Origin of the sequence: Chromobacterium sphagni (genome assembly GCF_001855555.1) — a bacterium.
GTDB classification, from domain to species: Bacteria; Pseudomonadota; Gammaproteobacteria; order Burkholderiales; family Chromobacteriaceae; genus Chromobacterium; species Chromobacterium sphagni.
The window spans coordinates 1,107,474-1,122,720 of the sequence record NZ_MKCT01000001.1; the positions used below are offsets into that span (position 1 = coordinate 1,107,474).

The 15,247-nt window shown below is 56.7% G+C and carries 14 protein-coding genes; 13 read left to right on the forward strand and 1 reads right to left on the reverse strand.

The window, feature by feature from the left end; genetic code table 11:
* Positions 1 to 241 precede the first annotated feature (241 nt).
* From BI344_RS05305 to BI344_RS05330, 5 genes are all read left to right on the forward strand, one after another.
* Complete coding sequence (locus BI344_RS05305; protein WP_071111867.1) at positions 242 to 1,447, forward strand: tyrosine-type recombinase/integrase; 1,206 nt, start codon at positions 242 to 244, stop codon at positions 1,445 to 1,447.
* A 740-nt stretch (positions 1,448 to 2,187) separates the two neighbouring features.
* Positions 2,188 to 2,403 (forward strand): helix-turn-helix transcriptional regulator, encoded by a 216-nt coding sequence (locus BI344_RS05315; protein ID WP_071111351.1) that lies wholly within the window; start codon positions 2,188 to 2,190, stop codon positions 2,401 to 2,403.
* 18 nt (positions 2,404 to 2,421) lie between these two features.
* The gene (locus BI344_RS05320) at positions 2,422 to 3,141 is read left to right on the forward strand and encodes a hypothetical protein (protein WP_071111869.1); all 720 of its coding nucleotides are present in this window, start codon (positions 2,422 to 2,424) and stop codon (positions 3,139 to 3,141) included.
* Between the two features lie 27 nt (positions 3,142 to 3,168).
* Positions 3,169 to 3,567, forward strand: coding sequence for a hypothetical protein (locus BI344_RS05325; protein WP_193430954.1), 399 nt, complete (start codon positions 3,169 to 3,171; stop codon positions 3,565 to 3,567).
* 10 nt (positions 3,568 to 3,577) lie between these two features.
* Positions 3,578 to 3,856 (forward strand): Ogr/Delta-like zinc finger protein, encoded by a 279-nt coding sequence (locus tag BI344_RS05330; protein WP_083370075.1) that lies wholly within the window; start codon positions 3,578 to 3,580, stop codon positions 3,854 to 3,856.
* Positions 3,857 to 3,894: 38 nt separating this feature from the next.
* On the opposite strand, the gene BI344_RS23710 is transcribed toward BI344_RS05330, so the two are convergent.
* On the reverse strand, positions 3,895 to 4,359 hold the full coding sequence (locus BI344_RS23710) for an ogr/Delta-like zinc finger family protein (RefSeq protein ID WP_139166893.1): 465 nt from the start codon (positions 4,357 to 4,359) through the stop codon (positions 3,895 to 3,897).
* Positions 4,360 to 4,685: 326 nt separating this feature from the next.
* On the opposite strand from BI344_RS23710, the gene BI344_RS24560 reads away from it, so the two are divergent.
* The 8 genes from BI344_RS24560 to BI344_RS05360 all read left to right on the forward strand — a co-directional run bounded on the left by BI344_RS24560 (position 4,686) and on the right by BI344_RS05360 (position 15,137).
* Positions 4,686 to 4,862, forward strand: coding sequence for a hypothetical protein (locus tag BI344_RS24560; RefSeq protein ID WP_193430955.1), 177 nt, complete (start codon positions 4,686 to 4,688; stop codon positions 4,860 to 4,862).
* Entirely contained in the window at positions 4,859 to 5,185 is a 327-nt protein-coding gene (locus tag BI344_RS05335) for a DUF1484 family protein (protein WP_071111872.1), read from the forward strand. Before BI344_RS24560 ends, BI344_RS05335 begins: the two co-directional genes overlap by 4 nt.
* Before the next feature lie 10 nt (positions 5,186 to 5,195).
* Complete coding sequence (locus BI344_RS05340) at positions 5,196 to 7,997, forward strand: toprim domain-containing protein (RefSeq protein WP_083370076.1); 2,802 nt, start codon at positions 5,196 to 5,198, stop codon at positions 7,995 to 7,997.
* A gap of 912 nt (positions 7,998 to 8,909) precedes the next feature.
* Positions 8,910 to 10,703, forward strand: coding sequence for an AIPR family protein (locus tag BI344_RS05345; protein WP_083370077.1), 1,794 nt, complete (start codon positions 8,910 to 8,912; stop codon positions 10,701 to 10,703).
* A gap of 201 nt (positions 10,704 to 10,904) precedes the next feature.
* Complete coding sequence (locus BI344_RS24310) at positions 10,905 to 11,054, forward strand: hypothetical protein (protein ID WP_158021034.1); 150 nt, start codon at positions 10,905 to 10,907, stop codon at positions 11,052 to 11,054.
* 281 nt (positions 11,055 to 11,335) lie between these two features.
* Positions 11,336 to 12,292, forward strand: coding sequence for an IS5 family transposase (locus BI344_RS05350; protein ID WP_071112081.1), 957 nt, complete (start codon positions 11,336 to 11,338; stop codon positions 12,290 to 12,292).
* Between the two features lie 600 nt (positions 12,293 to 12,892).
* Complete coding sequence (locus tag BI344_RS05355; protein ID WP_158021035.1) at positions 12,893 to 13,366, forward strand: putative pterin-binding protein; 474 nt, start codon at positions 12,893 to 12,895, stop codon at positions 13,364 to 13,366.
* A 22-nt stretch (positions 13,367 to 13,388) separates the two neighbouring features.
* Positions 13,389 to 15,137, forward strand: a complete 1,749-nt coding sequence (locus tag BI344_RS05360) for an ATP-binding response regulator (RefSeq protein WP_071111876.1) — start codon at positions 13,389 to 13,391, stop codon at positions 15,135 to 15,137.
* Positions 15,138 to 15,247: the final 110 nt, after the last annotated feature.

A 15,247-nucleotide genomic window follows, 5' to 3' on the forward strand; every position in this document is an offset into this window, starting at 1 on the left:
ATTGGCATGTATATTTGGTACACGGTTTATGAGACCGGATTTGTGTACCTTATTCTTGATAAGTTATTGTAATTCAATGGTTTTATTGGGGCTTCTTTGGCTGGATCGACCTCATTTTTTGCCTTGTTTTCAATGTTTTTTTGGTGTGTTTTCGTGCTGTTTGGCGAGTGGCTGCGGAAAACAAGGATTTTGCCGCTATCGTGTACCTTAGAATTTTTACCGTGTACCAAATGAGGTGACTATGCCAAGGGCGACCACACTGCTTACCGATACGGGGATTAAGGCGCTGAAGCCAAAGGAGGCCCGATACCGGGTGACGGACTCCAAGGGGCTGCTGCTGGAGGTGATGCCCAGCGGTTCCAAGGTCTGGCGCTACCGTTACCAATTGCATGGCTTCCGTCAGCCAACCTTGACCATTGGGCCTTATCCAGAAATCGATTTGAAAACCGCACGCAGGCAGCGGGACGAATGGGCCGAGCTGGTGGCCCGTGGCGAGTCTCCCAAGCGGGTAGTGCAGGCGGCCAAGATGGAAAGGCTCAACACCGTGGCGGCCTTTGCCGAAGAATGGCTAGAGGGGCAGCTAGAGGGGAAGTCAGACAGCTATCAGAAGACGATGCGCCGGATCATGGACAAGGATGTCTTGCCTTGGCTGGGTGGCATGCCGCTGGCGGAAGTGAAACCGTCCGACGTGTTGGAACTGTGCGACCGGATCAAGGCGCGCGGCTCTCCCAAGATGGCGCTTGTCACCCGCAACGCGCTCAAGCGCATGTATGACTACGCGATAGCGCGCCAGCTGGCGGAAACCAATCCCGCCGCCGCTTTGGTGGCCCGCTTCATCGCGGTGGAAGAGAGCCGCGACCGGGTATTGTCCCACGAGGAAATCGGCCAGGTGCTGCGGGCTGTGTACCAATCTGACATTCGCCGGTCCTTGCGGCTGGCGCTGCACCTGTTGGCCATCACCATGGTGAGAAAAAGCGAGCTAATCCAAGCGCCTTGGTCTGAGTTTGATTTGGTTGCCGGGATATGGGACATCCCCGCCGAGCGGATGAAGAAAAACAAGCCCCATCGTGTGTACCTATCCCGCCAAGCATTGGAAATGCTGCAAGAACTGAAGATGCTGGCCGGGCGTTCCGCTTATCTATTGCCCAGCAGTCGCAGCAGCGAAGACAAGCCGATTGGCCGCAGCACGCTGAATCAAGCAGTGAATTCGCTATCGCTGGATGTGCAGCATTTTGTCTTGCATGACTTCCGCCGCACCGCGTCCACTCATTTGCATGAGATGGGCTATTCGTCCGACGCCATAGAAAAAGCGCTGGCGCACAAAATCGTCGGAATCAAGGGTGTGTATAACCGCGCGGAGTATGCCGAACAGCGCAAGACCATCATGCAAGCTTGGTCCGATTTTGTTCAGGCGCAGATTGATGTTGCGAAGGTAGTTCCTCGTTAATGGTGGAATGAATTTAATGTGGTTGACGGATATTTTTCCATCTTTGAGTTATTGAAGAAATGCGTTTCGTTTTTTGACGATTGCTCTCGTTAGCTCGATAAGCGAATTCATATGTTCCAAACATCCGTTAGTCGCCGCATAAATCCACTGTAGGCGCACTTGCCCCATTTGACTGGTTTGGCTTGCCGCAGTGCGCTGTCGCTCAATACTGCCCGTTTGTGCGCCTGTATGCCCTATGTTTTACCACCGCCCCCCGGCGCGCGCCCTCGAAGCCCCGCCTCGCCCCCGCGCTTCATGTGCCGCTAATCATGCAACCGCATGAACCCGCCCAAAGCCCGCGCCACCGGGCTTTGTTCACGTCTGCACCCCTCTGCAAACTCATGCGTTTTCATGCACTCTGCGCATGCAGTCTCAACGCCGGCCGCCAGCGCCTGGCCATGTAGTCCTTCCTTCTTCATTTCCTCGATCCGCTCGCATCCCTCCCGCGCCGTCCAGCTGCGTCCGACGCCGTCCATTTGCCTGTTTTCACCCCTCGCCTCCCATCAAACGCTTCACGAAACTTTCTGCCCGTCAATAGCCGAAACGGCGTTTTTTCAGCTCCAAAAGTTTCGTTTTTGTGTGGCGATCCCACACAACACCGCCCCAAAACAGCATTTGTTTTTTGCTGGATACTGGCCCCGCTGACCGACGTATCCGGCTGCATCCCCTGCTATCCAGACAAGACGACAAGGACGCCAAACATGAATGCTGTTGCCCCCTCTCCCTCCCAGCCGCTGCGCTTTCTGCGACTGCCGGAAGTCATCACCACCTGCGGCCTGTCCCGCTCGTCGGTGTACGACGCCATCAAGCGCGGCCACTTCCCGGCCCCGGTGTCCTTGGGCGGCAAGAGCGTGGCCTGGCTGTCCTCCGAGATCGAAGGCTGGATGTCCGAGCGCATCGCCGCCCGTCAACCCTAACCCACAAGGAACCTCCCCATGCACCTGACCGACCCGAAACGCAATGCCTACCTGTGCGAACAACTGGATATCTGCAAACAGCTGTTCGCCAGCTATCAGCAAGCCCAGCAAGACCACCAGAGCAAAGCCGAGCTGTTCGCCAAGCAACAGCAGGCGGCCGACGACGCCGAGCAAAAGGCCAAGACCCTGCGCGGCAAAGCCCGGGCGCTGCTGCGCGAAATGATGGGCCAGCCCTCCAAGCAAATGCAGGACTTGCGCTCCGAGGAGCGCGCCGCCTACAGCGAGGCCGAAGACTACCGCACCTTCCTGGCCGAACTGGAGCTGGACCGCGACGAGGCCGCGCTGGCGATGCTGGGTATCGGCCGCGACTATGTGGAGAAACGCCAATACGCGCTGCAGGTCTACACCGCCGGCTTGCTGGATCAGGCCACCCAGCTGGAGCCGCTGCTCAAGGCGCTGGCCATGCATGAGGATGGCTTGCTGCGCGAAGGCCAGTTTGCCACCTGGCGACAGCTGGGCTTTGAAAGCGCCCAAGCCGCCGCGCTGTCGGAATTCAATACCCAGCTGACGCGGCGCTTGTCGAGCTACCAGTACGACCATCACGCCGACTCGGTCCATCAAGCCGTGCCCTGGGCGCATGGCCTGGAGGAGGCCCGAGGCCTGAGCCCCTGCAAGTACAACAAGCAGAAAGCAGCCTTTGCCGAGCGTCGCCAGGCGCTGGAAGCCGCCAATCAATAAGCGATAAACAGAACCGGGATGAACAAGATGACTAAATGGATTGGTGTGGACCTGGACGGCACGCTGGCGCAAGTGAGCCACGGCAATTTCGGCATGATAGGCCAGCCGGTGGAAGCGATGATGAACCGGGTCAAAGCCTGGCTGAATGAGGGGGATTACGAGGTGCGGATTTTTACCGCCCGCGCCGCCGACCCGAACCAGATCGGCAAGGTCAAGGACTGGCTGAGCCGCAACGGCCTGGCCGGCCTGGAAGTCACCCACCTCAAAGACCGCGACATGATCGAGCTATGGGACGACAAGGCGGTGCGGGTGGAGCGCAACACCGGCAAAGTCTGCGAGGGCTGCGGCAACGCCGAGCGCGACCAGCCGGGCTTCAGCCACCGCAAACGCACGCTGAGCGACATTCCCCAACACACCGACTGCTAAAGGACGCGAGATGGCTTTCCTCTGCCCCCTGTGCGGCGCTATGTCGCGGGTCCGCACCAGCCGGATGATGAGCGCCACCAGCAAGGAGATTTACTACAACTGCAGCAACGACGACTGCTGCCACCAGTACAAGACCTTGGAGGGCGATCCGCGCACCTTGGCGCAGCCGATCAAGGGCGGGATGGCGATTCCGCTGGAGCAGTTGCGCCAGTTGCCGGGGCTGGCCAATGCGCCCGCCCTGGCGCTGACCACTGGCCAGGGCCGCATCCGCCATACCGTGTTGAAGTAAAAGAAATGGCCCGCTTTAGGGCGGGCCGTTTTGACGCTTCAGATTCTCTGTTTGGCACTGGCTTCATGGGCAATATCCAGCAACAAATCATAGGTTCGTTCTATTTTTATGGCCTCTGCCTTTGCCGCCTTAAGTTCCGCATTTAGCCTTGCAATTTTAGCCTTTGCGCCCTCAGATCGTTCTTCATATATGGATTTAATCTCGAATATATGCTCCACAACCTGCCACGGCTTAAATTCCCGTCGAATATCTTCTTCAGTCCAAAAATTACTTGGCCAAACTGAAGATTCGATAGAAAAAACCGCTTTACCCTTATCGCCGCAATTTTTGCACCTCACATAATATTCGGTATATTTATTAGTAACTTTACGGCTAGTCCGAACCTTTATAGTGCCTTTGCTATTGCATTTGGGACAATCAAAATCGCCAAACATAAAACCCTCAAATAAAAAGGCCCCTGCCAGGGCCTTGATTCCATCACCATAATTCAAACCATCTAACACCCATTATATCCGTATGAAATGCACCGCTCAAATCCAATATGTGAATCACATGCTTGACAGTCCCGCCCGATTCCCGCACCATTACCTTGTCGCGTTCAATAGCGCGACCGGGATTGGTCTCCTGAACACTAAGGCGGACAGCCGCCTATTGCGGCATTTTTTACGTCCGTTTCACACCATTGGTGCGTCTCTTTTTATGGCGGGCAGTGGTGGGAGCGTGCTTGCACGCGCCGGTTCCTTAGTGCCGGTAGACCAATCCCGCCATATGCCTGCCACCCCCGATTGGTCTCGGGATGGTGGGTCGAATCTCACTAAGGAGGCACCCCATGCCTGGCATCACCCTGCGCACTCTCCGCGCCCTATTTCCGCACACTACCCGCCCGATTTCCACATTGCCCAACGAGGCCGAAGCGCGCGCGCTCGCCGCTTTGCTAGTGGCTCAGGGTCAACGCGCCGTGTTCCATCGCACCGCCGCCGGTTTCGCCGTGGAGGTGATCGCATGAACGCCCTGCCTATTCTCGCGCCGCTGGCGCTGTCCGCCGTCCATCATCAATTGGCCCAACTGCAGTTGCTGGCCAACTCGCCCGAACATGCCGCCTTGCGCGAGCCGCTGCACCAGCTGGCTAGCCTGTGCCAGGGCATCGAACACACCGTCAGCGCCGGCGTGTCGCGCCTGGCGCGTACCGGCGACGGCCTGCAAGGCCTGGTCGAGCTGCTGGATTGCGCCGAGGGCCAACCGCTGCCGGCGCAGCGCCTGGCTGGGCTGCTGGCTCCGTTGCAGCAGCAAGTCATCGACGCCAGCGCCGACATCGGCCAACTGCTCTAAGGACAAGACCATGAACGCAAGAAACCCTCTCCCGCGCACCGGGCGAGACGCCCCCGGCTTGTCTGGCGGTTCGCAAACGGCGCTTGGCCAGTGGTTCGACCAACTGAAGGACAACATCGACTTGCACGACCTGGCGGCCCGGCTGGGCCTGAAGCGCCAGGGCAAGGGCAACTATCACAGCCCGCACCACCCGGACAGCAGCGCCTCGCTGTCGATCTTCGCCGACGGCCGCGGCTGGAAGGACTGGAGCGGCGACGCCGGCGGCAGCTGCATCGACCTGGTGCAGTTCTGCCGGCCGGAGCTGGCCAGCCCGCTGGCGGCGGCCCAGCTGCTGGGCGACTGGTACGGCATGCCGCAACCGAAACCGGCGATGAAAGAAAGGGCTGAACCGGCGCGCAAGTCCACGCTGGACTATATCGGCGAACGCTGCCTGGCCAAGGCGGAGGGAGTGATTCCCTACCTGGCCGGCCGGGGCATAGACGAGGCGGTGATTCGCCGCGCCATCCAATGCAAGACGCTGGGCTGGAACGATTGGCACAGCGCCAAGGTGGCCGCTGGCGAAGTCGGCCACGGCGGCGCGGCCGTCGCCTTTCTGGTTCGCAGCGGCGGCCGGCTGGTAGCGGTGGATCTGCGCTATGTCGATCCGGCCCTGAATGGCGGGGTCAAAGCCCAATGCCAGGGCGAACGCGAGGGCCATGGCTGGTGCAGCGATCCGGCGCGGCTGAAGCGGGCGCGGATGGTGGTGATCGTGGAAAGTCCGATCAATGCCTTGTCGGTGGAGTGCTGCGCATCATCCGATGTGGCGGCGCTGGCGCTGCGCGGCGTCGGCAACGTGGACAGCATCGACTGGACCGCCTTGCGCGGCAAGCGGGTGCTAGTGGCGCTGGACCACAGCGACCCGGTCAACCCGGCCACCGGCTTGCGGCCGGGCCTGGCCGCCGCCTGGAAGCTGTCGGAGAAGCTGATTGCCGCCGACATCGGCCATTTGCTGGTGGACATGCAGGAATGGGACGAAGGCGAGGACATCAACGATGTGCTGCAGCGCCATGGCAAGGACGTGCTGACCGCGCGCTTGCGCAAGCTGGAGCCGTGGCTGGTGCCGGGCATGCCGGGCGGCGGCGAGCGGCTGGAAGGCACGCGGCGGGTGCAGCTGCCGGGCCATGACTTCGCGGTGTACTGGCGCTTCCGGGTGAAGGAGGACTTCACCCAATATGTGGACGAGTTCAAAACCGACGACGACGGCAAGCGTTCGGAAACCCTGGGCGATCTATGCTCCTTCCGCGTGGCCAGCCTGTCGCGGCTGCGCATTCAGAGCCACTTGGCCACCATCAGCGGCGCGGCCGACCATCAGCCGGAAACCGTGTTCGGCATCAGCGCCCAGCTGGCGCGGCATGGCACGGTATTGCATCGAGAAGTGGCCACCGACGACAAGCTGTACAACCTGGAATGGTGGAAGGGGCGTTTCGGCGCGATCTGGAAGCCGGCGCAGTTCCAGCGCCTGGTCAATCTGATGGAGCGGGCCGCCGACCTGGGCGCGCGCGATGTGGTCAACTTCGTCGGCCTGTCGTGGAAGGCCGGCGCGCTGGCGGCGCAGGAGGGGCAAGACTGCTATTTCATCGAGCCGCAGAAGCAATGCCTCTATTACAACCTGACCTTCCCGCGCGGCACGCAGCAGCAGGCGCGCACGGTGATTCAGGCGTATCAGGACACCTTCCGCGACAATGCGGCCGCCATCGTGCTGGTCTGGGGCTTGGGCACCCATCTGAAAAACCTGCTCGGCTACTATCCGCACTTCCAGATGCAGGCCGAGAAGGGATCGGGCAAGTCCAAGCTGCTGGAGAGCCTGCAGACGACCTTGGCGTTTCAGGTGCTGTCCGGCCAGATGCTGAAAACCGACCACCGCCGCCGCGCGTCGGTGTCGTTCACTTCTCAGCCGGTGGGCTGGGATGAATTCTCCAAGCTGCCCAAGACGGTGCTGTCGGACATCGACGCGCTGCTGCAATCGACCTATCGCTTTGAGTTCACCCGCGTCGGCGCCAGCCTGACGCCTTATCTGATGTGCGCGCCGGTGCTGCTGGCCGGCGAAGAGGTGGACGCGCAAAGCCTGCAATCCAAGCTGTGCCGCAGCAGCCTGTCGAAAGAGCGGCAAGGGGCGATCATTCCGCATGATCTGCCGGTGTTCCCGCTGTGGCCCTGGCTGCAGTTCCTGGCCGACGTCGAGCCGGCCCGGCTGCGCGATCTGCATCGCCACTACCTGGGCGTGTGCGAGCGGCACAGCCGCGCCCCGGCCGGCGACGCCACCGCGCGGCGGATGATGGAGAACTACGCCGCCCTGCTGTGCAGCTGGGCCTTGCTGTGCGAGTTCGCCGACCTCGACCCGCAGCAAGGCGGCTTCATCGAAGACCTGCTGGCCGAGATGAACAGCCACATCGTGGACACCGACGGCAGCCGCCTGCCCTGGGTGTGGATCATGGAAATCCTGCTGTCCGAGCTGGAGGCCAGGCGCTACGACTACCCGCACTGCTGGGACCGGGTGAAGCATGCCGACGGCCACACCGAAATGGCGCTATTCATCCGGCCGAACCATGTGATGGACCATCTCTCCACCGCGCCGCATCTGCGCGCCAAGTTCGACGCGCTGCCGGTGAAGACCGGCCGCATCTTCAAGAACCAGCTGCTGCAAAGCCCGGTGGTGCTGGCCGATGGCGTCGAGAAGACCATCCACGGCCGCCGCCAGGGCCATCTGACCGCCATCAGCCTGGCGCAGCTGGAAAAGCTGGGCCTCTACGCCGCGCCGGACGTCCAGCCCTAAACCCAAATCCGCCCGCCGCGCCCCTTCGACAGCCCGCCTTGTGTGGGCTGTCACGCTTTGCCCCGTTCAAACTGCGCGACAGCAAACCCTTCCCTACATCAAATATGACATTGACACGCAACAACCAACGGGAACGGCCGGAAATCCCCGGTTTCCGCGCCATTGGGTGTGGGAGGATGTGAAAAAATTCCGTGGATTGGCCCCTCTTCATCACCTAAGTCATTGATTGTTGAGAACAACCCATCCACGGTTTGCCCTCTGAAATCCACGGTTTCGCCTCCCACTTCCACGGTTTGCCCCGATTCTTCCACATCGTAGTTTTACGGATTCTCTTCACTTCTTCTCTTCTTCTTTTATAAAAAACAAAGAGATAGAGAAGGAAAGCAGTGAAAAGGGAAGGCAGGGGCCATCCACGGTTTCGGAGAGCTGCTTAAAAATTAATCCACGGGTTTGCCGGCCAGTATGGTGGAAATGGTGGATTCGCCCTTCCCTTCATCGCATTGATTTTATTGAGGTTTCTGGAACACCCACGGAATCAGGGGGAGAGGTGGTGGACAAACCGTGGATGAAAATCCATTGCAGGACAAGTACTTAGGGTGCAATCCACGGTTTCAGGGGGATTTTAGGTGTGTGTGCCTGGCTGGGCGGCGAGAAAACTTCGGTTTACCATTGATCATTGAGACCATGGGGCGTCATCGATCTACATTGCCGCACAGCCATTCGATTGTCCGACCCGGTAATCCCATAGCTGCCAATCGGCCAGAATGGTCGTGCATTCAGGCAGCCTTGAACTATTGTTTTAACGTTGCTTCTTTGTCGTTAGTGTTTTCACTAAGTTTACCTGGCTAAAATCAGGCAACTCTTCCACATAAAATACCACCAAAGAAAATTCAACAATTGGGCTCTTGAAAAATGAAATATGAAACTCTGATTCGCATTCTTGACCAGATTCGAAATGAAGCACCCTCTCAGCAATCATCCCGATATCGCCCACCCCACACTGACATCGAAAAGATTAATCAGGCAAGAGCCAGAGCATTCATTCACCTATACATGAAGGTAATGTTCGGGATATCAGATTTCTCGATACGTGAGCGAACAATAACTGATGCTAGCGGGGATGGTGGTATCGATGGGTATCATATTGACACCGACGCAAAGACGATCTACTTCATCCAATCTAAATTTAGAATAAATGAAAATAATTTCGAATCAAAAGAAATTGAGCTTGAAGAATTGCTCATGATGGACATCTCTCGGATTATGGAAGGAGAGACCATTGACGATGCAGGGCAAGAGTATAATGGGAAAATTAAACAACTCCAGCGAGAGATATCATCACTCCCCGATGTCGGTCGGTTTTCATACAGGATTGCAATCCTCGCCAATCTCAAGAACATTACACCATCTCGCTTAATGAAGCTCACAGGCGGCTACGCAGCAGAGGTCTTCAATTTTGAGAAAACGTACGAGCAGCTCGTATTCCCAGTAATAACAGGAACCTATTATACTGCGTTAGATATTGTAATTCCGATTGATCTTTCAAATAAAAATGCCGGAAGCAAGATCAGCTATAACGTTTCTACCAAATATGGAGAATGCGAAATAACGGCTCTATTTGTCCCCACAATTGAAGTAGCGAGACTGATGGATAAGTACAGAAACTCCATACTTAAGTACAACCCGAGAAGCTATTTGGAATTTGAGGGCCATACAGTAAACGAGTCAATTCGCGATACCATTCTTCAATCCGACACCAACGAATTCTCTCTCTTCAATAATGGCATCACAATGCTTTCCGACGAGACGAACATCAACGAAAAGATTGGACAAAAGAATAAAGCGCAACTTTGGATAAAAAATCCCCAAATCATAAACGGCGGGCAGACATCATTCACTCTAAGCAGAATATTGAGTGAAAATCCAGAAAAAGCGGAAGACATTTTCAGAAACAAAGAGGTTTTACTGAAAGTCATAACTGTATTCGATAACGAATCGCACACCTCGAAGCTTGAGCTAATCGACGAAATATCAAACGCAACAAACAAACAAACCCCCGTCATAAACGCAGATAGATTTGCAAATGAGCAATTTCATATAAAGGTTCAGCAACTCGTCTTTGAACGATATGGCTTGCTTTATGAAAGAAAGCGTGGGGAATTTTCTACAGGCATAAACGATGGATATGTCGACCCTAAGAAAATTATCGAGAGAAATCTTTTTTGGCGAATTTACTATGCAGCAAATGGAAAAATAGACAAAGGCTCAGAGCGCCGGCTATTCAAAAAGAACCAATTCTCCGATATCGATTTAAATATGCTTGAAAATTTTGACCGTGCCAACACAGGATTAGAGTTATTTTCTGTCGTGCGTGGGAAGACTGGTGCTCAACAACCAAGGGACCAGAATATTTATGCAAAAATATTTTTGTATGTTGAACTATTTTTCGATCTGAATTGCAAATCAAGCGCAGAGTACAATCTTGCATCATTAGAACAGCGATGGAGTGAGTTTGGTCAACGTCAGATTGAGAAATTTGGCCCCAGACGTAAAGCATATATTGATAATCGAACAGGTGAGGCTAAGATCCGTACACTCGATGGTAAGTTTGAATATATACCATCATTTAGAGTCGACTTATCAAAATTTATCGACGAAATAAAGCGTGCGACCCATGCTCCTTCGGTCATTATTGACACGCCGTAATAGATAATTGTGCCCATATAAAACGGCAATCGGGTCCGCACGGAAGGCTAGCTAACGGGCGTCAAGCTCTCGCATACCACAACCCACAGCAGATCCCGACATCATAATTAACAGGCAATCAGCCGACAGCCCGTTCTGAGATTTAGAAGCCACCATCTCTCGAACAGTTATCCGAATGACCGCGGAGGGTAGAAAATGGCCATGGCAGCCCGCAAAAATTGTCCAGGGGGTATTTGTGGGGGTACTTTGAATAAAAAATACAACAAAATCAATTTAAAAACAATTACCTTTGAAATCAATTCGATTCCTGTCGGGGATGCCGGAATAAGTGCAAAAAGTAGAACAAAATAAATTCAACAAGTTAAACAAACAATTCGATCCCTTCAAAGGCTACCGATCTTCGTGCCGTCTTGAGTCTAATCAAGTTGAGCTTGGTCCAAAAATTATTCCTTGGCAGTTTTTTAAGTTGCGCTTCTTGGACTGCCGGCGGTACATCATCACCGTGACGATGGGGTCGCCGCCGATTGATGTGACGACGCGGTGACTACGGAAAAATGTCGATTATTGGGGAACCGCTGATCAAATCCCCCATCATGCGAGAATGCCGCAACCACCATCGCCAGGGCGCCACCATGCATCAGCAAACCTCTTTTGCCGAACTGGAGTACTGCAACAAGAAGCGTCAGACCCGACGCGAACTCTTCCTGGCGGAAATGGAAACTGTCGTACCGTGGGCCGACTTGCTCGCCTGCATCGAACCGCACTACCCCAAGGCCGGGCGGCGTGGCCGCCAGCCCATGCCGCTGGCCAGCATGTTCCGCATCTACTGCCTGCCGCAGTGGTTCAACTTCTCCGACCGCCAGATGGAGGACGCGCTGTACGAAATCGACAGCGGGCGTCGTTTTGCCGGCTTTGCCTGCGTTACCGACGCGCTGCCGGATGAAACCACCATCCTCAACTTTCGCCACCTGTTGGAGAAACATGATCTGCCGGCGACACTGCGGGCTCGCATCAACACCCACCTGCAGGCCAAAGGCATGACTGTCTCGCGCGGCAGCATGGTGGACGCCACCATCATCCACACCCCTAGCTCCACCAAGAATGCGGCTGGCCGTCGCGACCCGGAGATGCATCAGACCATGAAGAACCGGCAGTGGTACTTCGGTATGAAAGTGCATGTGGGCACGGATGTGAACTCCGGCGTGGTGCACAGTGTGACGGTAACGGCGGCCAACCGGCCCGATATTGCCGAGTTACCCAAGCTGTTGCGTGAAGGGGATGAGGTGGTGTTCGGCGACGCTGGCTATGCCAGCCAGGACTACAAACGTGGTGCCCGCGCGATGGGCCTGCGCTGGTGCGTGCAGGACAAAAGCTCACATGCCTGCAAACTGTCCTCCAGTCAGCGCAAGAAGAACCGCAAGCAATCCAGCATTCGGGCGCGGGTGGAACATGTGTTCCGAGTGATCAAGCGACAGTTGGGCTACACCAAGGTGCGATACCGTGGTCTGGCGAAGAATGCGGCGCAGGTGAACATGCTGGTGGGGCTGGCCAATCTGTACATGCTGCGCGGGCGGCTCCAGGTCGCCTGAGGGGCAAGTCCGCCTGCCGAGAGGGGCAGGCGGGTTAGACAGGGAAATGCGAGCCGCTAATATGCGTAGTCGTCTCCCAAATCAGGGCTGGAGATGGCTTGAGATCAAATCGCTGATTAGATCAGCGGTTCCTTGGCAGGTGCGCTGCATTTTAGGTACACGCTTAGGTACACTTTTGCAATAAACAATCTGATAATGTCTTTATTTTCAATGCTTTGTGTTTGTTAAAAACATTCTGCATCGAAATGAGTCCAGGCTGTTGCGGATGGCCATGAATGATAAAAGCCCCGTCGATCGGGGCTTTTTCTTTTCCGGCCGCGTTTGCGGCGCTTGATGGCGCGGGCGGGGCCGCGAGCCGCGTTTCGGCATTTATGGCACGGCATGGAAAATGGCTCGGTTTAAAGCCAATTTTGCCGGATTCTGGAATAAGATACGGGCTGTCGGCGCAATAATCGTTTGTCCTGTCCGGTTTGGTTTTATCCAGTTTTTATTGGCGCGCAGCCCGCTGATATTGCGTCCGGCTGGTCGGTGTGCCAACAAACCATGCGCATTGCGATGGCTGCGTATTGAAAGGATTCCATGTCGCACAGATGGTTCGGTGTGTTTTTCGGCGTTCTGTTGCTCAGTGGAATGGTTTGCGCAGAGCCTGACCCGGTGATACTGACGGTATCCGGCAGCATTGCGAAACTGACAAATAAGAAAAGTAGAATATACGAGTTCAGGGAAAGCGATCTGCGTGCCCTCAAGCAGCACTCGATCGTCACCAAGACCAGCTGGACGCCTGAGTCCACCTTTTCCGGCCCGTTGATCGACGATGTCTTGAAAACGGTCGGCGCGAGCGGTTCGCGGGTGAAGCTGTTCGCCTTGAATGATTACGCCTATACGCTGAACCGCGACGAGTTGGAAAAATACAATGTGATTCTGGCCCGGTCGATCAACAACAAGCGGCTGGAAATCAAGGACCGCGGGCCTCTTTGGCTGATGTATCCGCTGCCGGACATGCCGGCGGCGGAAAGAGGACCATTGCTGGACGCGAAACTGATCTGGCAGGTCAACCGCATCGTGGTGTATTGATGCTTATCCTGGCGCGAGAAAAATGGCAGATGGCGAAAGCAGCGTGATCAAGAAGCCGGCCTGGTTGTCCGGAAGGCTGTCTCCGGTATTCTGGCTGGTGTTTTTATTGGTTTCCATCAGCGCCTATATCGCGATTGACCGTTATGCCGCGGTCAAAAAGTTCGAGGGGCGCAGCGAGGATCTGTACTGGTCGGTCGCGCAGCTGCAGATCGCTCTGGAGCGGTCGCGCGCGGAGCTGGTGCGGCTGAAGGCCGGCGAGGTCCGTCCGGAGCAGGCCGATGTCTGGCTGGAAATCGCCAAAAGCCGCTTCATGGACTATGTCACGCCCTCTCCCTTGCATGGCATGCTCAATTCCGTCGAAGGTTTCCAGGAAACCTCGGCGGTGCTGAAGACGTTCTTCCGCGATGAAAACCTTGGCCATTTGAGCCGGCAGACCGCCCAGACGCACATCGACCAGATTGACGACATCCGCCCGCGCCTGGCCGAGTTCGCGGTCCAGTCCAGGGTGTCGGAGGTTTCGTTCCGCGATGCGCGCAACAAGGATCTGGAGCGCAAGCGGCTGGTGTTTTCCTTGTGGTTCGCCTTGTGGGGCGGCATCGGCATCATCATCTGGGTGCTGCTGTCCCGCTATCGCAGCGCCCGCCGCGACGTGGCCTCGCGCCAGGCCTTGCTGGAGAAGGAAAGGGCCGCGCATAAGGCGACCGTCTCGGCGGAACTGGACCGGACCACTTTCCTGGCCACCATCAGCCATGAAATCCGCTCGCCGCTGCAGACCATGCAGGCCTGCCTGGAGCTGATCGAGCTGGAGGTGGCGCCGGGCAACCGGATCCATGCCAATCTGATGCGCTTGAAGGCCAGCATGACCCACTTGCTGACGCAAGTGCGCGACATCATGGATCTTTCCGCCATCAATAATATGAAATTCCGGCTGCACCCGGAGGATATCGACATCGCGATGATCCTGAACGAGGTGGTGGACGCCTATCGGGTGCAGCTGGACGGCAAGGGGCTGAAGCTGGAGCTTTCCATGGCCGGCCTGCCGGAGACGGCCAAAATGGACGGCAACCGGCTGCGCCAGATTGTCGGCAATCTGCTGGCCAACGCCATCCGCTATACCGACCATGGACACGTTTCGGTCAGCGCCCGGGTGAATGGCATCAGGGGATTCAATAGCCTGGAAATCAAGGTGGGCGATACCGGAATCGGGATTCCCGCCGATTACCAGTCGCGCATCTTCCAGCCGTTCTTCCAGGGGAAGCAGCGCAAGCCCGGCAGCAGCGGCTTGGGCCTGGCGATCGTAAAGGAGCTGGTTTGCCTGTTGGGCGGCGAGATCGAATTGAAAAGCGAGGAAGGCTGCGGCACCGAGTTCATCGTCAGGCTGCCGGTGCATATCCAGCAGCAGGAGGGCGGCAATGAGCGCTCGGTGCTGCTGGTGGACGATGATGAAAACATCCGCGAGCCCTTCGCCGATTGTTTGAGCATAGACGGCTATGCCGTCGTGATGGCGGGTTCGGTGACGGAGGCCTGCCAGCGCCTGCAGCAGCAGTCTTTCGACGCGATTCTGCTGGATATGCAGCTGGGAGAGGGCAGCGGCTATAACGTGCTGGAGTTCGTCAAGAAAAGCCGCAACAACAAGCACGCCAGCATCATCGCGATGACCGCCTATCCGGAGGAGTACGCCGATCCCCGCTCCGCCTGCTTTGCCGAGAGGCTGGAAAAGCCATTCGACTTCAATCGGCTGCGCAGCGTCCTGAAGCAGCATGTGTCGTAGCGCGGCGGGCGTGTTTCACCCGCTTGCCGACTGGGCGGCGTGTTTTTCCGTCCACAGATGCTGAATGGCGTAGGCGCGCCATGGCCGCCAGGCTTCGGCGCGGCCCGCCA